Source organism: Geobacter sp., from assembly GCF_027327745.1.
GTDB lineage: Bacteria > Desulfobacterota > Desulfuromonadia > Geobacterales > Geobacteraceae > Geobacter.
In genome coordinates this window covers 62,863-82,218 of record NZ_DAHVYG010000033.1, presented here as the reverse complement: position 1 = coordinate 82,218, position 19,356 = coordinate 62,863, and the positions used below count along the sequence as shown (strand labels likewise).

The 19,356-nt window shown below is 66.1% G+C and carries 18 protein-coding genes; all 18 read right to left on the bottom strand.

Annotation, left to right across the window (positions count from 1 at the left end; genetic code table 11):
* Positions 1-35: 35 nt before the first annotated feature.
* The 18 genes from M6689_RS06830 to M6689_RS06750 all read right to left on the bottom strand — a co-directional run bounded on the left by M6689_RS06830 (position 36) and on the right by M6689_RS06750 (position 19,351).
* The gene (locus M6689_RS06830) at positions 36-866 is read right to left on the bottom strand and encodes a hypothetical protein (protein WP_298269431.1); all 831 of its coding nucleotides are present in this window, start codon (positions 864-866) and stop codon (positions 36-38) included.
* Positions 867-875: 9 nt separating this feature from the next.
* Positions 876-1,745, bottom strand: a complete 870-nt coding sequence (locus M6689_RS06825; protein WP_298269428.1) for a baseplate J/gp47 family protein — start codon at positions 1,743-1,745, stop codon at positions 876-878.
* Between the two features lie 30 nt (positions 1,746-1,775).
* Positions 1,776-6,551 carry a putative baseplate assembly protein gene (locus M6689_RS06820; protein WP_298269425.1) on the bottom strand — a complete coding sequence of 1,592 codons (4,776 nt, stop codon included), beginning with the start codon at positions 6,549-6,551 and terminating at the stop codon, positions 1,776-1,778.
* Complete coding sequence (locus M6689_RS06815; RefSeq protein ID WP_298269422.1) at positions 6,551-6,967, bottom strand: GPW/gp25 family protein; 417 nt, start codon at positions 6,965-6,967, stop codon at positions 6,551-6,553. The genes M6689_RS06820 and M6689_RS06815 overlap by 1 nt, the downstream gene beginning before the upstream one ends.
* A 12-nt stretch (positions 6,968-6,979) precedes the next feature.
* Positions 6,980-7,366 (bottom strand): PAAR domain-containing protein, encoded by a 387-nt coding sequence (locus M6689_RS06810; protein WP_366949734.1) that lies wholly within the window; start codon positions 7,364-7,366, stop codon positions 6,980-6,982.
* A 220-nt stretch (positions 7,367-7,586) separates the two neighbouring features.
* On the bottom strand, positions 7,587-8,219 hold the full coding sequence (locus M6689_RS06805; RefSeq protein WP_298269417.1) for a phage baseplate assembly protein V: 633 nt from the start codon (positions 8,217-8,219) through the stop codon (positions 7,587-7,589).
* Positions 8,216-9,289, bottom strand: coding sequence for a hypothetical protein (locus tag M6689_RS06800; protein WP_298269416.1), 1,074 nt, complete (start codon positions 9,287-9,289; stop codon positions 8,216-8,218). The genes M6689_RS06805 and M6689_RS06800 overlap by 4 nt, the downstream gene beginning before the upstream one ends.
* A gap of 9 nt (positions 9,290-9,298) precedes the next feature.
* Positions 9,299-9,925, bottom strand: a complete 627-nt coding sequence (locus tag M6689_RS06795; protein ID WP_298269413.1) for a LysM peptidoglycan-binding domain-containing protein — start codon at positions 9,923-9,925, stop codon at positions 9,299-9,301.
* Positions 9,925-11,073, bottom strand: a complete 1,149-nt coding sequence (locus M6689_RS06790; RefSeq protein WP_298269410.1) for a hypothetical protein — start codon at positions 11,071-11,073, stop codon at positions 9,925-9,927. Before M6689_RS06790 ends, M6689_RS06795 begins: the two co-directional genes overlap by 1 nt.
* A gap of 33 nt (positions 11,074-11,106) precedes the next feature.
* Positions 11,107-11,313 carry a DUF6760 family protein gene (locus tag M6689_RS16255; protein ID WP_366949733.1) on the bottom strand — a complete coding sequence of 69 codons (207 nt, stop codon included), beginning with the start codon at positions 11,311-11,313 and terminating at the stop codon, positions 11,107-11,109.
* Complete coding sequence (locus tag M6689_RS06785; protein WP_298269407.1) at positions 11,259-11,627, bottom strand: phage tail assembly protein; 369 nt, start codon at positions 11,625-11,627, stop codon at positions 11,259-11,261. The genes M6689_RS16255 and M6689_RS06785 overlap by 55 nt, the downstream gene beginning before the upstream one ends.
* Entirely contained in the window at positions 11,624-12,049 is a 426-nt protein-coding gene (locus M6689_RS06780) for a phage tail protein (RefSeq protein WP_298269404.1), read from the bottom strand. The genes M6689_RS06785 and M6689_RS06780 overlap by 4 nt, the downstream gene beginning before the upstream one ends.
* A 100-nt stretch (positions 12,050-12,149) precedes the next feature.
* Positions 12,150-13,334 (bottom strand): phage tail sheath subtilisin-like domain-containing protein, encoded by a 1,185-nt coding sequence (locus M6689_RS06775; RefSeq protein WP_298269402.1) that lies wholly within the window; start codon positions 13,332-13,334, stop codon positions 12,150-12,152.
* A gap of 75 nt (positions 13,335-13,409) precedes the next feature.
* Positions 13,410-14,258 (bottom strand): Pvc16 family protein, encoded by an 849-nt coding sequence (locus M6689_RS06770; RefSeq protein WP_298269399.1) that lies wholly within the window; start codon positions 14,256-14,258, stop codon positions 13,410-13,412.
* A gap of 47 nt (positions 14,259-14,305) precedes the next feature.
* Positions 14,306-14,644 (bottom strand): hypothetical protein, encoded by a 339-nt coding sequence (locus M6689_RS06765; RefSeq protein WP_298269396.1) that lies wholly within the window; start codon positions 14,642-14,644, stop codon positions 14,306-14,308.
* 20 nt (positions 14,645-14,664) lie between these two features.
* The gene (locus tag M6689_RS06760) at positions 14,665-15,558 is read right to left on the bottom strand and encodes a hypothetical protein (RefSeq protein ID WP_298269394.1); all 894 of its coding nucleotides are present in this window, start codon (positions 15,556-15,558) and stop codon (positions 14,665-14,667) included.
* Positions 15,555-17,786, bottom strand: coding sequence for an ATP-binding protein (locus M6689_RS06755; protein WP_298269391.1), 2,232 nt, complete (start codon positions 17,784-17,786; stop codon positions 15,555-15,557). The genes M6689_RS06760 and M6689_RS06755 overlap by 4 nt, the downstream gene beginning before the upstream one ends.
* Positions 17,787-18,049: 263 nt before the next feature.
* The gene (locus M6689_RS06750; protein WP_298269389.1) at positions 18,050-19,351 is read right to left on the bottom strand and encodes a phenylacetate--CoA ligase family protein; all 1,302 of its coding nucleotides are present in this window, start codon (positions 19,349-19,351) and stop codon (positions 18,050-18,052) included.
* Positions 19,352-19,356: the final 5 nt, after the last annotated feature.

Here is a 19,356-nt window from a genome sequence, read left to right as displayed (position 1 = left end):
ATTCAGACCGCCCGCTATGACGGGCATGTTTTCCGTCAGCAGTCGCTGTCGTAAATCCATGGTTCATCCCAGAGGAGCATCGTCTCGCCGAGTTGGGCCGCCGGACGGCCATCCACGTCGGTCTTCCCCTCTTCCGCCAGCTGCACGGCATGCCCCCTCACCCGAAGCTCGTAGCAGGTGTAGGCCGGTTTCTCCAGGTCGAGGAGGTAGCGCGCCGCCCGCTGGAAGGTGTCGATCCCCGCCGGGGTGCGGAAGTCGCGCACCTCGGGGTCGACGATGAGATCGGCGATGAAGAAGAACGGCGCCCCTTCTCCGAGGGACGTGGTGAGACCGACCTGGGCGTACAGCTCGCCGCTCTTCGCATCGGCGTCCAGGGCGGGGGCAAGCTGGAAGACGGCGTCCGTGTCCGTCTGGGTCCGGGTGAGATCCGTAATGATGGCGGCCGGAGGATCGCTCACCGCAAGGTCCCCCTTCAGCCATGCTCGCAGGAGCCTCTCCAGGCCGGGAAGCGTACTGCGCTCCCGGACGAGCTGCACTGCCGCGGCGAAGAACTCCCGGTTCCAGTCGAGTGGCTTCTCGGGACGAAGCGGAATGCCGACCCAGCCGGCCAGATACTCCAGGTACGCGAAGGGATCTTCCGGCAGGTGCCCGTACTGCGGCGGCGGAATGACGGTCGGGTCGAAGAGATCGGGTATCCCGCCGGAGGTGCGATCGGGCGTTCCCTCGATCTCCCCCTGAAGTTCCTCGAAAAGGGTCTCGAAGGCGGTAAGAAAGGTGCCGAGAAAGCCCGTCCCTGTGGCCTCTTCCGTCCGAAACGCCTCGGGGAGAAAATCGCGGAACCGGATCGGTCGTGTTTCATTGGGCATCGGTTACTCCTACCTGTCCGTGACCACAACGTCGAGGGCCACGAGATGGACGAGTGAGGTCGGCGACGTGAGGGGGATGCCGGCAGTCCCCTCGCTCCCGTTCAGGAGGAGCCGGCGGACATGATCCACCCCTTTCACCCCTTCGATGAGCTGATAGAGTTCCGACCTGAAGACCGGCCTCCCGAACTCCCACCCCTCCCCTTCCGTTCCGCCTGCCAGCGGGCCCAGGAATGCGCGCACGGCCTGCTCTACCGCCCCCTTGACCCCTTCGCCGGGGATCCGGTCGGCCGGATTCCGGATCACCGCCATGGCGATATCGACCCCCGTGCAGTCGGGCGAGACTACCTGCACCCGCGTCGTAATCGGGGCACGGCTGCGGAGGGCCTCGAATACCACCTGCCGCTGGGCCGGCGTCGGCACCGGCGCCGGATCTGCCGGGTCGTCCGGGACGATGACTACTTTCACGATCTGCTCGTCGGGATAGAGGTTCGTTACGCCCGTAACCTGCACGACCGCCGCGGCCCGGGCGATACCAGCGACCGCCCCGCGGGCGATGTCGGCATATTCCCGGGCGGTGATCGCGCGCAGCCGCACCTCCAGTCCCTCGATCGCCCGGCGCAGGGTGGCGTCGACCGGCTCCCCCGGAATCCGCTCCTCCCCTGCGAGGCGGGCGAACTTCTCCAGGGTCCGCTCCGGCACCCGGTCGAGCTGGTATGAAACCGTCTCGGCGAGGAAGGCGAAGAGCTCCAGGAGCGTGATTCCCGGATCGGACGGATTGTGGTCCGTCCAGGCGGGGAAGTATCGCGGTATCAGCGACCGCACCTCGGTCACGAGCCGGTCATAGGTCAGGTCATCGATTTTCGGTATCGGCAGAGACATGGTGCCCTCTTTACCCTGCTGGGACAGCCCTCAGGCCGCCGTCATTCTCACGGTGTGCTTCCCCGGATAGACGAGGAAGTTGTCGTCAAGGTAGACGGTATCGACCACAGGCCGCACCTCCCCGACGGTTCCGGTGAGCGGCGAGCCGATCCCGTCGCGTCGGGCGATGGTGACGGAATCGTCCCTCTGGAAGTCGGCTAAATCCAGGACCGTAACCGGTGCTTCCGCGGAAACCCCGGTCGAGAGAGGAAGCCGAACCCGGTTATCAAGAGTGGCGATGACCACCCCCGCGGGGATATTGCCCTCGGTCTCGTACGGTTCGATAACCACCCGCTGGCCGGTTCCCGGGGCGGTACGGGTAGTGGTTTCAGTGATCTCCGTCTCGACTGAGGCGACGACCATGGGAAACGGATGGAAGACGGTGATCACGTCGCCGGAAGCAAGTCCGGCCGTGAACGCCGCATCCTCCACCACGACGGTGGTCAGCCCCGCGGCACCGCGCGGAATCGCCGCGGCGAGCCGGGTCGCCGCGCTCCCGTTGAAGGTGGTAATGGCGCACCCGTGGGGAAAGACGACCGTTTCTCCCGTGAACGGCAGCACCGTCACGGTAGTTCCGGCCACCGCCTGAACCGTGAGGTCGAGGACCCGGGTTATTCGATCCCCTTCCTTGAATCCCTTGACCGCCGCCTTCCCGACGACGTCCCCTGCGGAAAACTTCTCGGCGAGGAGCGCCGCTTTTCGCCGGTCGACGGACGTCACCGGGCTTCCCTCGGGGAGATCCGTGACGGCCACCTTCCCCTCCGCCAGGACGAGGCGGCGTTGGGCAACGGTGGGAACGAGCCTCAGCTTCCGCAGGTAGTTGACCCCCGGCGTCCCCTCGATGAGCCGGCAGACCTCGGAGGCGTAGACGTCGCGGCCGAACTCCCATCCCGTCCCGTCCGGCCCGCCGGTAAGCGGGTGGAGGAAAGAGTCGAGGGCCGTCCGTACCCGCTCCTTCACCTGCTCCGCCTCGCGGAGCGCGTTCGGCACCACCTCCGCCTCGACGGCAACGCGGATATACCCCGGGCCGATGACGCTTATCCGGCCAGGGGTCGCCTGGACGAGCCCGACGCTTCCCTTCGCTTCAAGGTACTCCTCAACGTCGCGGACGAGTTCGGAACCGGGCGTGAGTTTCGCCTCCGTCCCCCGGGGAACGACAAGGAGCGTCACCCATCCCGGCTCGAAGCGGAGATCCCGGTTGACGTTGGGGAGGCACCGGACACGGGCGATGCGCGTTCCAGCCGCTTCCAGCGCCAGCCACTCGAAGTCGCCGGCTGACACGGCACGGTAGCGGTGGCGCAGGGTCTGGGGCCCACGCTCGCGCACCAGCGCAGCGCTTTCGATGTCCGAGCCGCCGTCGGCCGCCACCGGGTTTCTCACCGATGCGACCCCCGGAAGTGCAGACTTGATCTGGGCCACGGCCGCCCCTGGTGCGTTGCCGGCGGCACCTCCCCCGGTGCGGTAGGTGGCGGTGATGCTGTTGGTTCCCCGGGGCGGGTTCGCGCCGCGGGTTCCGTCGCCGAAGGTCACCGTCCCCGTGGCCCGGTCGAGGAGATAGTGGCGGCTCTGGGAGTCGGAGCGGAGGAAGTTCGGCACTTCGTGCCAGCGCACCCAGATTTCGGTCTCGCCCGTGGCCGGGTTGATCCGCTCCCGGATTGCGTCGCTCCCCTCCTCCCCCTCCAGGGCCGCCCGCTCCAGCCCGGAGAGGGAGGCCGGCTCCCTGACCAGCAGCTGCTGGCCGGCGAGGACCGGGGTACGGGAGAAGCGGAGCGTTTGTCCCGGTTTGCCGCTCCCCGAGCCGAGGATCTCGCCGCTTACCGCACTCCCCTGGACGGCCGGGATCGTGTTGAGGAAGATGCCGGCCACCCGGTCGATGCCGGAGGGATCGTTTGCGGCTGCCCGGGCGCGGACCCAGTACCGTGGCGTGGCGTCGAAACGCGCGAGGGGAGCCATGTCCGCGGGGGTGAGAAACTGCGCGGTGCCCGAGGCGGTGAAGGCCTCCGTCCCGTCGATGAGGGTAAGCTCGCGCCAGGTGCCGCCGCCGAAATACTCCCACCGCAACTCCCCCGCCGGGGGTGCAGCCCCCCCTCCCCCCTTCCCTTCCTTGATGACGCTCCCTGCGAAGGAGCGGGGCATGGATGCGGCGTAGAGAGTCACCGGCTGTTCCGGGAACGCGTGGTCGAAGCCCAGGTAAAGGGCCGGATCGGGATCGGCGTAGATGGCGGGTGCGAGGTTCCCTACGGGAATAAAGGGGGTGAACGTGCTTTCGGTCCGTTGCTGGAGGAGGAAGCCGTTCTCCGTCACGACCGTCGGGGTCCGTTCGGCGCTGTAGCTCAGCGAAAGGGAGCTGATCACCGGCGGGTTCACGTTTCCGGTTCCCGCCTTCATGGTGAATCCCCTGGACGGGTCCGACGGATCGACCGGCTCGAACTCGGCGGGAAGGCCGTAGTTGCCGCTGGCGATCCTCACGCGGAGCCAGTAATTCTTCTGACCGTTCACCTCGGCCAGTATCGGTGATATGGGAGGAAACACGATGTCGCGGGGACCTTCCTGCCGGAACCGGTCGCTTCCGTCCGCAGCGGGGGTGACCGGATTCCACCCCGCCGCCCCGAGGTACTCCCACTGGAGCTCCACCGCCGGGAGCACCATCCCCACCTCCACCCGGAAGTTCAGCCTCACCTGGGGGGTGAAGCCGAGATTGGGAAAGAGCACCGAGATGGCCGCCAGGTCGATGCGTATCTTCGCTTCAGCGGATATTGCCCCGATGGGGCCGAAATTGATCGTCGAGGCCCTGGTCCCGCCCCCTCCGCTTCCCTCGCCGGGGGTGAACTCCCGCGCCTTCGCCCGGGGGGAGAGCCCGCCGACGGCGTAGAGGTAGAAGATGTCTCCAGGGCTCGGCTGATCGCCGAACGGAGCGAACGGTTTCGAGAAATCCTGCCAGTCGCCGTCCGCGTACCCCACGAGGCCGTACCCGGCGATCCGCGCCAGCCCCACGTCATTGGCGTGGGCAAACCGGAGCGGAGCGGAAGCAACGACGATCACCGCCGCACCGGTGACGGGAAGAGCTGCGACCCGGATGAATTCGGGATTGGCGCCGTCGTCGACGAGCAGTATGTCGTTGACCGAGATCCCGCCCGCGGAGTGAACGGGGACCTGGGTCGCTCCGACGCCGACTCCATCGGCGAGCCTGGTTGCCGGCACGGCTCCCCGGAGGATCACGGGGCTTCCCGCAGCGTGTGCTTTCGCGAAGGTGGGCCTCACCTTGAGACCGTCCGTCCCCGAGAATCCCACGACGATGGCGTGTTCGTCCTCCACCACCAGCACCTGCCCCGGCGCCGCGAAGGGGGGATCGGTGAGCTGGACGGTATCGGCGCCGGCGCTCACTGCGGTCTTCAGCTTCGTGTCGGTGGCCAACTGGAATTTCTTCAGCGCCGGATGCCCCCGGTACTGCCCGGCGGCGATCCGGGCCCGGACGAAGGTGAAATTGGAGGAGGCGATCCCTCCCGTCGTGGTTTTCGACGCCTCCGAAGGAACCAGGAGGGAGATGGAGCCGGTCCGGGTGAAACCGGCAGTCCCGTCGTCCACGCTGCTCTTGGGAAGCACCGTCCAGACGTCACCGTTCCAGTACTCCCAGGTGAGCACCGGCGGCGGGGTCGGCTTCGTCCCGGCCGTCAGGGTGACGGTCGCCCCAGGCTTGGAGAAGACATCGCCGCTCGCGATGTAGAAGGTGTCCCCGACCTTCGGGGTCTGGCCGAAGGGAAGGAATTCCTTGGTCACGTCGAGGGGGGCCGTGTTGCCATAGGCGAGATCGGGGAGAATTCCCGTCCCCTTCACCCGGAGGAGCGGTGCTCCCAGCGAGAGGGCGCGGGCGACCGGATCGTCCGGCAAAGGTGTGGGAAGAACCGCCCGGAGCCAGCGCCCGGCGATTCCGCCAACCAGGCCGACTCCCCGGATGGTCTCCCGGTCGACCCCTGCGGCGAGCGAGAAGCGGACGAGGAGCTGGTTCGTCGCGACGGTGGTTACGGAGACGGGGACAACCTGCTTCAGCTCCCCCTGCACGAGGAGCTCGTAATCGAGCCCTTCGCGGAAGAGCCGCTCCACCGCCGGGGGCGCTCCTCCCTGCCAGGTTAAGAGAAGCTCCGCCACGGCGGGATGGCTGAAGTCGAGGAGCGCATCGTCGCCGACGAAAAGGATGTGCGGCATCCGCTTCACGCCGACGAAGGGGGTGAAGCCGGTCCCGCTCTCGCCGCCGAGCATCCCTCCCAGGTCGGTGTAACGGTCCCAGACCGGGTCCATGGTGAATCCGGCGGTGAGCCGCGCCGGGAGTACGGTGAGATCCTCCCCGGTCTCGAAGATGGCGGCGGCGGACGTCCCGTCGGGTTTGGTCCCCGCCTGGGCGCCCCGTGGGATGCGGGTCGGGGGTGTCCCCTGGGCGAGGGTGAAGGTGAGCGGCACCCGGGCCGGCGACGGCGGGAGTAACTCCACTCCCATGGCATCGAGAAAGGCGAGGAGGTTCTTCTCGGGGACCCCGTTGAGCCGCTGGAGGAGAAGCTCCATGAGCCGGGCGTACCCATGGGAGAGCATGAGGCCGGCGTCGTCGAAAGGTTGGGCAAGGAGCTGGCGCACCTCATCCTCGGTGAACGGCCGGGCGTATTTCCAGCGCGTCACCGCCGGCGCCGCGTCGAACGCCTTCCCTGCCTCCCCGAGGAGTTGCCTCAGGATCCGGAGAAGCGTCCGGTCGTCGATGGTCGGGGAAGGTGCCGGCATCACGGTGCTCCTTTTTCGAGGTAGAAGGGATAGACGAGGTTGAACAGGGTGTCGGTGCGGCGCACGCGGAACTCGAGCGAGATAAGGAGCACCTCCTGCTGCTGCGGGTCGGTGGCCGCCCGCACCGAGAGCACCTCGATCCGGGGCTCGAACCGGATCAGCGCCTCCTTCACCTCGTGTTCGGCCAGGGCCGCCGTGACGGCGCCGACGGGGGAGAAGACGAGGCTGTCGAGTCCCGAGCCGAAGTCGGGGCGCATCACCCGTTCCCCTTTCATGGTCCGGAGGATGAGGAGGATCGACTGGCGAACGTGCTCCTCCAGGCGGGACATCACCAGACGCCCCTCACCGTCGACCGCGAGGGGGAAGCCGAGTCCCGCCCCGAGAAACTCCTTGCCGATGTCCGATTCACCGTTCATAGCCGGTTCCTTTTATCCAATCAAGACGGTTCCCGATGCCGTCACCGTTCCCATCGGGAGGTCCGTCGGATCGTTGCAGGTCAGGGCTGTGTCGCCGCTGCGCGCCGCGGGGTTGCCGTTGATGAAGACCGTCGGGCTCCCCACGATGATCGTCGCCCGGTTGGCGGGGGGCTTCACGAAGGTACCGCCGGAGGGGACGTGGGGAGGGGTGTTGGACGCCGTGCTGTTCACCGTTGCCGCCGGCATCCCCATGATCTTCACGTCCGGGCTCAGCCCCCCGTCGATGGTCCCGGCAAAGGGGTGCGGAAGGAGCACCGGCGGCGAGGTCCCCGGGGGCTGGATCATATGCATGTCGGTGGCGGTGACCTTGTCACCCTGCTTTGCCGCTGGCATTCCCATCGGTAACGCTCCTCGTCCTTTTCTATCAGCTCGATCCATTACCGGCACATGTACTTACCTGTACACATGAGCACTATATTCTGTTGAAATTCCAACATATTCCATCAGCTTACGATCTCTCGACAAAACTCAATTTTTGATGTTTTAGATTTTCTCTGTGTCCTCTGTGTGCTCTGTGAGAGATAGCTTTTCAGGATTTTGATTTTCTGCGAATTCATCATCAGTTGATATTCACCGTCGCCCCCTTCACGGTCATGGTCGCGCTCGCCTTGAGCTCCATCGACCCCTGGGCCTCCATCTTCGTGCCGGCGGACGACTTGAGCTCGATCTCCCGGGCGCTCAGGCTGATCTTCCCCTGGGGGGCCTCGATCACCACGTCCTTGTCGGCCCTGACGGTGATGGTGTTGCCGGCGGTGTCGAAGGTGATGCTGTTCTTCCCGCTCTTGTCGATGATCTCGATCTTCTCGGACCCGTCGGTATCGTCGAGGCGGACCTGGTGCCCGCTGCGCGACTTGATGAAGCGGAGGTTGTTCTTGCCGTCGGCGTTCGTCTCCGGTGGCTTGTCCTTGCCGTTCCAGAGGGCGCCGATGACGTACGGCCGGGAGATGTCGCCGTGCTCGAACGCCACGAGCACCTCGTCGTCCACCTCCGGAAGAAAGAAGGTTCCCCGTTCGTTCCCAGCCATCGGGACGGCGATGCGGGCCCAGTGGCCGATCTCCTCGGCGGTGGCGGCCGGAAGCCGCACCTTCACCCGGCCGAGCCCCTGGGGATCGGCGTTGTCGATCACCAGGCCGACCATCACCCCGAAAAACCGCGTCCCTTCCCCTCCCCTGATGAAATCGAATCCGTTCATCCCTTCCACCTGGCCTCGAACGATGTCTGGTAACCGCTTCCCCCCACCGTGTGGGTCGCCTGCTCGACCACGTAGGCGCCGCTGAACCTCTTCCCGAGCCCCTGGAGGTTGAGCACCGTCCCGGGCCTGATGCCGGGATTGCCGGCCGCCGAGCCGTTGCCGGTGAGAAGGGCCTTCCGCTTCTCGAAGTAGATCCGCTCCGCCAGGGCCTGGGCAGCGCTGTCATTGAGGACGCGGGGGTCCTCGATCACCAGCTCCGACTTCCCCCCTGCCCCCTTGCCGACCTGGTCGATGCCGGCCGGTGCGAGAACCTGATCCGGCGCGGACGACGCAGGGGCGCGGTGGGAAATCATGCTTTTCTGGCCCGGGTCCCAGCTCCGGACCACGACCGCCTCCACCTGTCCTGCCGTCGTCAGCCGGGGGGAGAAGCTCACGAGGGTCTTTCCCCATTCGAGAGAGACCGGATCGAACTCGCGGGGCTTCGTTCGGAACTGCAGGGTCTCCCCCTCGATCCAGAGGAAGCAGCCGTCAGCCTCGGCAAGCTGTTCGAGGAATTGAAGATTCGACCGGTAGTACTGGACCACCGGCTCGCTCCTGGTCAGCGCGGGATCGACGGAAGCCCCGAGCCCCACCTCCCCGGCGACCCGGGAGACGACCTGACCGTGGGAGAAGCCGTCCTGGGGGCCCGGCCCGCCGAAGCTGCGGTACGTCGTCCCCCGCGTCAGCCGGTGCAGGAGGTCGAACCCTTCGACACCGAGGGTCGGCGGGCCACTGGCGGGAAAATCGGCCGCCACGGCCGCCACCTCTCCCACCAGGAGGGTCTTCGTCTTTCCCACGTAACCGACGCCGATCTCGACCTTCGTCCCCTCGGTGAAGATCCCTCCCCCCTTCTCGATGAACCGGAGCCCCGGGTCGTTCAGCCGGAAGGAGAACTGGCTCGGCGAGCCGAGGAACTCGGTGACGCTCACCTCCAGGACGCTCTTGGCGACCCGGTCGTCCAGCGGCGCTCCGCCGACCTTGATGGCGAAGGTCGGGACGTATATCTGGGAAATGAGTTCGAAGATCGCCATAACGCTCCCTTACGTCAGGGTGGGAATGATGAGCCCCTGCCCCGGCGTGAGACCGAGGGGGCTGTCGATGCCGTTGGCCTCGGCGATGGCGCGCCACAGGCGCGAGTCGCCGTATTCCTGGGCCGCCAGGCTCTGGAGCGTGTCTCCCGAGGCGACCACCCGCCGCTTGGCCCGGTCCGCCGAGAGGAGCGGGATGCTGGAGAGGAGATCCTCCAGCTTGTCGTTCCCCTTGAGGGTGACGTTGAGCCGCGCCCTGAGGGGCATGCCGAGGGAGTTGAAGTATTCGAACCGCTGACTGACGCTCTCCAGCACGCACGGGAAGACCAGAGACCCCCACACGAAGAGGAGCCGCGGCGGGGCGTGGGTGTCGGAGTTCACGTCGGTGAGCGCCAGCACGAGCCCGGTGAACGCCCGCACGTCGAGCCCCAGATCGGTCGTGTCGAAGAAGAGCTCCATGGAGAGGGTCTGGGCACTCCCCCGGACGAACTGCAGGAGCGACGACCCGAGCCCCGGAATGCCGATCTCGGCGTACTGGTTCGTCTTCTGGAGCTGGTACTCCGGCGGGTTGAACATGACCGGGATCGGCACCGGCACCACCGCGTCGGTATTGATGATGAGCGCCTTCATCAGTCCCATCAGGAGAGCCCTCTTCGTTCGCGCTCAAGCTGGTCCCGGCGCCTGAGCGTCTGGTATACCCGTTCGGCGATGGCGTTGATGTCGAGGGGAGGCGCCTGGGGCGCCGCCGGTGGAGCTGTCGCAGGTGTCTCCTGCCGCTCCGCATTCCGCTCCCGGGAGTCGGGCGGTCTGGAGTGAAGAACCTCGGGGGCGGGCTCCAGGAGGCGCATCGCGAGACCCGGCATCGGAGTCGGCACGACGTACTGCTCCAGGAACTTCTCCAGCCCTCCCTGTGGCTCGGAACGAAAGTCCGATTTCGAGGGGAGAGCTGGTTGGGTAGTGGTGCCGGCGAACGCATTGTCGCCCGGGAGATGCGCGGCCGGGGAGCCTTTACGTGCCGTCCCCGCTGCGGCGGCTGCCGGCCGGAGGGGGAGACCCGTCACGATATCCCGTCCGTCGCGAACCGCACCACCCTGTTCCCTCTCCACCCTCCCTGCCGCGGGAGACTCCCCCGGCCCTCCCGGATGGGGAAAGCCGCCCCGCACCTCGCGTCGCGGGTTAGCCATTACGGTGGTCGCGAGACGAAACTCCAGGGGACGATTCTCGCCGATACGGGTTTCTTCCGGAAGCATGGCACGGGGTGCGGGTGTCACTCTCTCGACGGCAGGAAAGATTCGTTCAAGCGATTCGATGCGGAGCGATCCTTCGTGCATATTTACGAACGCTCCGCCGCCCGGCCCCACCGGCGTTTCCCGAAGGATTGCCAGCTCCAGGGGTGGGACGGGATTCGGGATGTCTCTGCTGCCGCCGCGCCGCAGCTCCCCTTCTCCGGCGGAGGATGAAAGTCCGGGCGAAGCCTGAGGCGCTTGCCGAAGATGCTCCGGGCCGAGCTCCTGTGCCCACCCCGGTTCTACTTCCGACCTTCCTTCCGCATCGAGAGGCGGCGCAGCCACCGACGTCCACCCCGGTCGCACCCGCCGGGCAAACCGTCCGTGCCACTGTTCGAGGCGGGCGACGCCAGCGAGCATCGGCCGGGCACGGTCGGCGATCCCGAAAAGAAGCGCATCCGCTCCCCTCACGGCGGGGGGGCGCCACGTCAGGCGCTGCCGGAGAGCCGGCGGCACTCCGCCGCCCCCCTCTTCGATATGTTCCGGTGCAGTCGTATCCATATCTCTCGATCCGGAATAGCCGTCGCGCCACGGTCAGGTGCGTCGTGCGCGGCCCATCTTCGCTATCTCCTCCACCCACCGCCGCCGGTCCGCATGCTCCAGCTCCATTAGCTGGTCATGGGACCAGTGAAAGGAGTGGGCAAGGGAGGCTACCTCCTCGTAGAGCTGCGCGAGGGGGTAGCCGATCACTCCCCCGTCTGTGCGGGCACCACCTCGAACCCGCTGTTGCAGTGGGGGCATTCCACCCTCAGGGCCTGGGTTCCCGTGCCGTTAATCCTGTTGTATAACTCCTGGAGGTAGGCGAGGTCCGACGAGAACAACCCCTCGATCACCTTCGGGTTGACCGCTTCCACCGCCCCGAGGCTGGTGATCACCCGCGACAGCAGGATGACGACCAGGTATGCCGGGTTCGCCTGGACGCGGGGGTCCCGCAGCGGGAGAATCTCGTCGGCGGCCGTGGCGAGCCGCATCGTCCCCTCCCGGTGGATTTCGCCCGTGGCGTCCACGTATCCCCGGGGGAGCACGAACTCGAATTCCGTCCGGAAGGCACTCATGCCCGTTCAACCCGCTCGCAGCTCACCGTCAGGGAGTCGATGGCGACGTCGTTCCCCTTGGCGGTAAAATCGGGGCCGTCCCACTTGCTCGGCCAGGCGCTGAAGAAGTTCCACCGGACCTTTTCCTGTCCCGTGTCGTCCAGCAGGATGATGGAGCCGTTCTTGCGCTGGATCTGCCCGTTCACCGCCGCCAGGTGCCAGTCGTAGAGTTCCCGCGAGTCGGTGGTCCCCCACTTGAGGGTGATGTCGGGATAGCTCACCTTCCCGGGGAGCTTGCGCACCGTCGTGGCGTCCCCCCCCTCGCGGTACTCGACCACCTCGACGTTGGAGCCGAAGCCGCTGCAGTCGGAAAATCCCGCCTGCACGATCCCGTCGATCTCCACGAGGAAGCGGAAATTCTTGTACGGATCTATTCGTGCCATTGGAAAACCTCCTCTTCATTCGATTTGAACTTTGACATGCTATCCGCCGCTGCCTCCCGCCACCACAGAACGGACCTGACGGCGTCCCCGGGATCACCGGTTACCCGCCAGTCAACTGCTGGATGCGGAAGATGACGAACTCGGCCGGCTTAACGACGGCCACGCCGATCTCGGTCACCACCTGCCCCGTCTCGCGCACTTCCGGCGGGTTGGTGTCCTGGTCGCATTTAACGAAAAACGCCTGTTTGGGAGTTTCGCCAAAGAGGGCCCCCGCCCGCCACTGGTTCAGGAGGAAATCGCTCACGGAGCGGGTGATCCGTTGCCAGAGCGCGGGGGAGTTCGGCTCGAACACCACGAACTGGGTCCCCTCGTCGATCGACTCGCGCAGGAAATTCATGAAGCGGCGCGTGCTGAGGTACCGGAATTCGCCGTTGTCGTCTCCTCCGAGCGTCCGGCCGCCGTAAACCTTGAGGGTGCCGCCGAAGGGGCGGATGACGTTGATCCCGGCCGGGTTCAGGCCGTCCTGATCCGCCTTGCCGAGCCGGCGCTCCAGATCGACCGCCCCGCGGACGACCTCGTTGGCCGGGGCCTTGTGGACTCCCCGCGTGGCGTCGACCCGCGCGTAGATGCCGGCGACGTGCCCGCTCGGAGGGAGATTGATGTTCGTCTCGCTCGCCGGGTCGAACACCTTTAGCCACGGGAAATAGAGTGCGCCGAAGCTGCTGTCCCGGGTTCCACCGCTGATGTCGCCGGCCGTGAGGGCCGCCGGGCTCTCGACCCCGTCGAGGACCGCCACCCGGTCGAGGAGTTTCTCGCAGTGGTCGAGGACCGCCTCCTGCTGGGCCTTGGCGGTTGCACCCGGGATGGCGACGATGGCGATCTCGTCGATCGGCTCGAACTTGGCCAGATCGTCCGCCACGTTCGTCAGATCGGCCGCCGCGGCAACCCGGATCACCCAGCAGCGCGTCCCGCCGTTGTTGAAGAACCCGTAGACGGCATGCTGCAGCTGCAGGTAGGCGCCGTAGTCGGCGTCGGACCAGGTCCCCTTTTTCTTCTGGAAGTCGCCGAAGGAATTCTTGAACTGCTCCCATCCGGTGATGAGCTGCGGCACACCGGCCGCGGCGACCGTGAAGTGGTCGGTGGTGCTCCCCGGCTTGAGCGGCATATCGGCGTCCCCCAGACCGACCCCGATGAATCCGGCCGTGCTCGTTCCGACGCCGGCGATGGGACGCGCCGCGGGGGGCACTTCCTCGACGTAAACGCCTGGTGACAGGTATTGCGGCATACTGACCTCCTCCTTTCGCTGTCCCTCCCCGGTGCAGGCCCACCCGGCGCCACACCGGCGGAAGGGTGAAAATGACTACGTCAACTGAACGTCATAGTTCTGCCCGCCGGGCGCCGGGACGGTGATGGCCACGTCTTTCACCGTCCCTCCCTTCACCACGTGGAGGGTATAGCTGCCGGGCTTCATGGCGCCGAGGACGAAGCGGCCGTCGCCGTCGGACGTCGCCGAGATTCCCCGTTCAACGAGGGTCACCGTCGCACCCGCCACCGGAGCGTCGCCGGTCCCGGTGACCCGGCCGCCGATCCGGAACGAGCGCACCTCGGTCCCAGCCTTGAGCGTGGTCTCGTGGGGCGCGGTCCGCTCACCGAGGAGCACCTCGCCGGTGAGGACCATCGGCACGGTCTCGGGGGTGAAGACGTCGATCCCGATCGTCACCGTCACGGTGAGAGAGGGGCGGAGCCTGTTCCCGAGCGCCGTCCAGAATTCCGAGAGATTCTTCTGCCGGTCCACGAGGGCCGCGACCATCGGAAGGGGCGGTTCCTGACCGGCAAGTCCCCCCTGGAGAAACGCCGGGGGGATGATCGGGTAGCGCGAGAGGACCTGCAGGACCTGGCTCAGGAGGCGATGCTCCTGGAGCGCCGGCTCCGTCCCCCCCACGGGCCAGGCGGTCACGAGGTAGGAGCAGGCGACCCGGAGCGGCGGCCGGCGAATGACCGCTTCTCCCCCGGCCCGCTCGACGACCGGCTCGCTGGAGCGGAGCTCCACATTTTCGCGGACGTCGTACAGGAAGAGGTCCACCGTTGTCTGCTGCGGGTTGAACTGTTCCGTCGGCCGGTCGAAGGCGATCCGCGCCGCCGCCAGTTCGGCCGGAAGTCCCGGCTGGCTGAGGATGGCCCGCAATGTCTGGCTCAGGTCTCGAATCATGGGCGAAGGTCTTCTCCGTGGTCACTCATCATTCATCGCGGTGGCCGTCACAGTCCGGGCTCCCAGCGGTCGAGCATCCATCCGCCGGCAGTCCTGACGAACGTGAACCGGTGCTCCTTCCCTTCCGGTCCTGCCGTGGCGACCACCGTCTCGCGCCCGTCGGGAGCGGTCCAGGGAGGGGCACAGCGGAGGTCCCACCGGCGCCAGTTCGAGGAGAGCTGGCGCAGACGCTCCGGCTGCCGCAGCTCTTCATACGATTGCAGCTGCTCCAGGAGGGCCGCCGTCCCAGCCTGCTCCAGACGCTCCAGTTCGCCCGTTCCCAGGAGATCGAGGACGGTCGACCATGCCGCCTGGATTTCCGTCTGGATTCGCTTGGCTTCAGTCATTGAATGGCTCCTTCCCGCGGTCATTTGACGAAGGAACTCGACCGGACCTTCTTCACCTCGTCGGGGGTGAGTCCGACGCCGTCGTTACTGTACGACATGAGGTTCTTGGTGTCGGAGGGGTGAGTCCCCTTGTCCAGCAGGATGTGGCACAGCTCGTGCGCGAGGGGCTTTCCCGCCACGAACGGGCTGTCGCCGTTCTTGATGGCGACGCTCGGCGGCACCGTGGGGAATGCGCTCGGTCTGAACGCCTCACCGTGGCTCCCCGCGCTCATGGCTTTCACGAAATAGGCGGTTATCGTGTCCGGGGTCCGGTTGATGGCGGTGAGGGCGACCTCCTCCGCAGTCGGACTGCCCGGGGTCGAAAACTCGTCCAGGACAAGATCGGTACCGATCGCCGCCTCGCTCTCCGCCTTGGTGAGGGTCTTCACCTTCCCCACGGATATCTTCACGTTGGCGGCGTCCTCGAGGACCTTGCTGGCATCGTCCACAGTGGTGGATCGGGTCGATCCCTCCACCTTCGTAATGTTGATGGTCAGGGTTTTCCGGGCCAGCAGATGTCCAACCACCGCTCCGAGGATGATCCCCGCTCCCCCTCCAACCACGGCTCCCACGGGCCCTCCGACGGCAAAACCGACAGCGCCGCCGATAATTCCTCCCACAATGCCGCCGACAACCTCGGCCTCTCTGGTTTCGATCTTCGAGTCCAGCTTGCCGTCTCCCTTCGCCTTCTCGCCAGCCCCTCCGAGCTTTTCCGCCACCTGTCGCGCGTATCGGTTGCCGTGGGTCCGCTGCAGGGAGAGAAGCTTCCCGGCAAGCCCGGCCTGCGCGGCTGTGCGGACGGCACCCGCCCCCGTCCGGGTGGCGGACGAAGAGGCGCCTTCCCTCTCCGGACATTTCGTATCTCTCGTGCTCATGGCTCGTCCCCCTGCTCCATCCCGTCCCACGTCCGCCCCAGCTTCTGGTACTCGCGCCGGACGGCCTGCATCAGGTGCCCCATCGTGACGCTCCCTCCGTCAGCCGCGGCGCAGAACGCGGCGGCCAGGGCGATGTTCCTGATGTTTCCCCCGGCCAGCCTCACCTCGCGGGCCAGAAGACCGAAATCGACGTCATCCCCGAGCGGCACCCGGTCGGGAATGACCACTTCCCAGATGCGCCGCCGCTGCGCCTCGTCCGGGAACGGGAATTCGACGATCGCCTGCATCCGCCTGACGAACGCCTCGTCCATGTTGGCCCGCAGGTTGGTGGCAAGGATGGCGATCCCCTCGTACTCCTCCATCTTCTGCAGGAGGTAGCCGATCTCGATGTTGGCGTAGCGGTCGTGGGCGTCCTTGACCTCGGAACGCTTCCCGAACAGGGCGTCGGCCTCATCGAAGAAGAGGATGGCGCTTCCTGCCTCCGCCGCCGTAAAGATCCGGTCGAGGTTTTTCTCCGTCTCGCCGATGTACTTGCTCACCACCTGGGAGAGGTCGATCCGGAAGAGGGCGAGTCCGAGCTCCGTGGCGACGACCTGGGCCGCCATCGTCTTCCCCGTCCCGGACGGCCCCGAGAAGAGGACGTTCTGCCCCGTGCCGTAGGCGAGTTTTCGGCCGAATCCCCACGCACCGATCACCAGATGCCGGTGGCGGGCCCGGGCGCAGATCTCTTCCAACTGGGCTCGCTGGTCGGCGGGAAGGACGATGTCGTTCCAGCCGAAGGAGGGCTTCACCGTACGCGCCACTCCTCCGAACTTCGGAGTTGAGAGGGAGCGGCAGGCGGTCAGAAGGTCATCGGCGGAGATCCCCTCCCCTTCCCCGGAGCGTACTCGCGCCCGGTCCGCCGCATCCGCCAGGACGTGCCGCATCTGCCCAGGCGTAAGGCGAAAGGCGCCGGCGAGCATTTCGACGTCGATGCCGTGCGCAGGATCGCCCACCCTTGCCAGCTCCTTCGCCCAGAACTCTTTCCGGTCGGCGTCACCGGGGACGGGAAAGGGGATCGGCACGAAGAGCTCATCTTTGAAGAGACCATCGGGGCGCCAGGGCTTGCTGCCGAGGAAAAAGGTCAGGCGGGAGAAGGTGGTCACGGCTTCGGCGAGACTTTCTCTTCGCTGCCGTTCGCCATCGTCCTCCCAGAGGAAATCGCACTCCTCCAGGCAGAGGGCCGCCGGATGGAGCGCCACCTCCCGGCAGAGAAGCAGCGCCGCCTCCTCGAACGGGAGCGGTCCGTCGGCAAGCTTTCGCAGGTCGGCCGTGACAAGCGCGGTTCCCAGGTCGGCGCAGAGCGCCGAAACGAGCCCCTTCTTTCCCACGCCGGGGGGGCCGTGAAAGTGAAAGACCAGGTTCCTGTCACTGCGGGCGGGGTCGCGAAAATGATCGGCGGCAACGCGGCGGAGACGCTCTACCTCGCCGGCGGGAAGCGTGATCAGGTCGAGCCCTTCCCTTGGCTGTTCAAGGCTGGCCGCCCGGCCGAGGCGGGGGTCGCCCGGAGGAGCCCCGAGGAGAAATCCCGCGATCCGCTCGTCGGTCCTGAGCGGACGGGAAATAAGCGACGAAGCGGCATTGTCAGGGGGATCGGCGAAGCGGAGGAGGCGATAGCGTAGAAGCGGTGCCCGCGGGTCGAAGAAGCGCCGCGCCTCGATCCTTTCGCGCAGCGTCGCGCAGAGGAGGTCGAGCACCAGCCCCACGGTCGGGAGACGGCGCGTGACGTCGTCGTTGAGATAGGCGTAGAGTTTTTCGTACTTGCCGTCGAGTTCCGGGGCGAGGGCGACGATGAGGCACTGCTCCTCGAACGGCGTAAGACGGAAGAGGTGCGAGAGGCGAAGCAGGGGGAGAGCGAGCCCCGAGAGCCGGGTCGCCGCCCGCCGGGCGGCAATCGTCCCGTCGATCCTTTCGAGCTCAGTGGGACGGCCGGCTCCATGGCGCGGTAAGCGGACGAAGTGGTCGGATGCATCCGGGGAAGGCCTGAGGAGAAGCTCGTCGATTTCCTCGTCCGAAATCACGAGCCCCTTGAACGGGGCGGCCTGACTACGCTCACCCCGCCCGCGCACGACAAGCGCCCGGCTCCGGATGAGAAGGTCGAGCCTGCGCAGTTCGTCCGTGAGCTGTTCGAGCCCGTCGGCGTAGGAAACAATCTCCTCCGCCGGATCGGTGCCTGCCGTCCCTGGCATGGCAGTTCCTCCAAACATAATGGCATGCCGACATACCCCGCCAACCGCCGAGAGGCGGAGCATGATCGGATCAGAATAGCGCCTGTGATTCTGAATGGTTGAATATTGATATCACACCATCTTCTCCTGTCAAGGAAGGCACTCTCACGATTGAGCTTGAAAACAAAAACCCATGACCCCGGGAATGGCGCTGCCGCGCGGCATTCGTGGAATCATGGGCTTTCCCGACGCTCAGGGAACGATTGTTCAGGGCAGGAGCAGGTTCAGAGTCTCCTCTTGTCGATTACCCGATCCGCCTTCCCTTCGTGGCGCGGGATGCTGTTCGGCTCCACGAGCTTGACGGTTGCCCCGACGCCCAGTACCGAATCGATTCTTTTTTCCACCATCTCCAGGAAGGCCCGCTGCCGTTTCATCTCGTCGAAGAAGATGTTCTCGGTCACCTCGATCCGTACCTCCAGCACGTCCATGGCTCCCTGACGATCGACGACGAGCTGGTAGTGGGGCTCGCACCCCTCGACGGCGAAGAGGATCTCCTCGATCTGGGACGGGAAGACGTTGACCCCCTTGATGATCAGCATGTCGTCACTGCGCCCCATGGTCTTCTTCATCCGGACCATTGTTCGGCCGCAGGCGCACGGTGCGTAGTCGAGGCTCGTGATGTCCCGGGTCCGGTAGCGGATCATCGGGAACGCCTCCTTGGTCAGGGTTGTCAGCACCAGCTCGCCGACGCTTCCCGGCGGGAGCACCGCGCCGGTTTCCGGATCGATGATCTCGGGAAGGAAGGCGTCCTCGAAGATGTGCATGCCGCACTTCTGCTCGCAGTCGCCCGCCACGCCGGGGCCGATGATCTCGGAAAGTCCGTAGTTGTCGGTGGCGCTGATGAAGAGCCGGCTTTCGATCTCTTTGCGCATCGCCTCGGACCATGGCTCGGCGCCGAAAAGCCCGACTTTCAACGAGAGACTTTTCGGGTCGATACCCATCTTTTCCATCCTGTCGGCGATGGTGATGGCGTAGCTGGGGGTGCAGACCAGGACGGTGGTCCTGTAGTCCTGCATGATCATGATCTGCTTCTCGGTGTTGCCGGCGCTCATGGGGATGACTGACGCGCCGATGGCCTCCGCCCCGTAGTGCAGGCCGAAGGCCCCGGTGAACAGGCCGTAACCGAAGGCGATCTGTACCACATCGTCGTGGGTGACACCGGCTGCGGTCATGAAACGCGCGACCAGATTGGACCATGTCCTGATGTCGTGCCTGGTATAGCCGACGACCGTCGGCTTTCCGGTCGTACCCGAGGAGGAGTGGATGCGCACCACCTCGCGCAGCGGGACCGCGAACATGCCGTAGGGGTAATTGAGGCGCAGGTCCTCTTTGGTCGTGAACGGGAGCTTCTGCAGGTCCGACAGCGACCGGACGTCTTCGGGCACCAGGCCGATCTCGTTGAACTTGTTCCGGTAACAGGTTACGTTCTTGTAAACCCTGTTCAACGTTGCCTGGAGCCTTTCCAGCTGAAGCTGTTCCAGCTCTTCCCGCGGCATGCATTCGTATGTCGGTTCCCAGATCTGCATATGCA

What these genes read in the sequence shown, in the direction of transcription:
- M6689_RS06805 (WP_298269417.1), bottom strand. Translation starts at nt 8,219, where the DNA reads ATGAACGGATTCGATTTCATCAGGGGAGGGGAAGGGACGCGGTTTTTC.
- M6689_RS06755 (WP_298269391.1), bottom strand. Translation starts at nt 17,786, where the DNA reads ATGCCAGGGACGGCAGGCACCGATCCGGCGGAGGAGATTGTTTCCTAC.
- M6689_RS06770 (WP_298269399.1), bottom strand. Translation starts at nt 14,258, where the DNA reads ATGATTCGAGACCTGAGCCAGACATTGCGGGCCATCCTCAGCCAGCCG.
- M6689_RS06775 (WP_298269402.1), bottom strand. Translation starts at nt 13,334, where the DNA reads ATGCCGCAATACCTGTCACCAGGCGTTTACGTCGAGGAAGTGCCCCCC.
- M6689_RS06750 (WP_298269389.1), bottom strand. Translation starts at nt 19,351, where the DNA reads ATGCAGATCTGGGAACCGACATACGAATGCATGCCGCGGGAAGAGCTG.
- M6689_RS06810 (WP_366949734.1), bottom strand. Translation starts at nt 7,366, where the DNA reads ATGGGAATGCCAGCGGCAAAGCAGGGTGACAAGGTCACCGCCACCGAC.
- M6689_RS06795 (WP_298269413.1), bottom strand. Translation starts at nt 9,925, where the DNA reads ATGGGACTGATGAAGGCGCTCATCATCAATACCGACGCGGTGGTGCCG.
- M6689_RS06790 (WP_298269410.1), bottom strand. Translation starts at nt 11,073, where the DNA reads ATGGATACGACTGCACCGGAACATATCGAAGAGGGGGGCGGCGGAGTG.
- M6689_RS06820 (WP_298269425.1), bottom strand. Translation starts at nt 6,551, where the DNA reads ATGCCGGCACCTTCCCCGACCATCGACGACCGGACGCTTCTCCGGATC.
- M6689_RS06830 (WP_298269431.1), bottom strand. Translation starts at nt 866, where the DNA reads ATGCCCAATGAAACACGACCGATCCGGTTCCGCGATTTTCTCCCCGAG.
- M6689_RS06800 (WP_298269416.1), bottom strand. Translation starts at nt 9,289, where the DNA reads ATGGCGATCTTCGAACTCATTTCCCAGATATACGTCCCGACCTTCGCC.
- M6689_RS06760 (WP_298269394.1), bottom strand. Translation starts at nt 15,558, where the DNA reads ATGAGCACGAGAGATACGAAATGTCCGGAGAGGGAAGGCGCCTCTTCG.
- M6689_RS06825 (WP_298269428.1), bottom strand. Translation starts at nt 1,745, where the DNA reads ATGTCTCTGCCGATACCGAAAATCGATGACCTGACCTATGACCGGCTC.
- M6689_RS16255 (WP_366949733.1), bottom strand. Translation starts at nt 11,313, where the DNA reads ATGCCCCCACTGCAACAGCGGGTTCGAGGTGGTGCCCGCACAGACGGG.
- M6689_RS06785 (WP_298269407.1), bottom strand. Translation starts at nt 11,627, where the DNA reads ATGAGTGCCTTCCGGACGGAATTCGAGTTCGTGCTCCCCCGGGGATAC.
- M6689_RS06780 (WP_298269404.1), bottom strand. Translation starts at nt 12,049, where the DNA reads ATGGCACGAATAGATCCGTACAAGAATTTCCGCTTCCTCGTGGAGATC.
- M6689_RS06815 (WP_298269422.1), bottom strand. Translation starts at nt 6,967, where the DNA reads ATGAACGGTGAATCGGACATCGGCAAGGAGTTTCTCGGGGCGGGACTC.
- M6689_RS06765 (WP_298269396.1), bottom strand. Translation starts at nt 14,644, where the DNA reads ATGACTGAAGCCAAGCGAATCCAGACGGAAATCCAGGCGGCATGGTCG.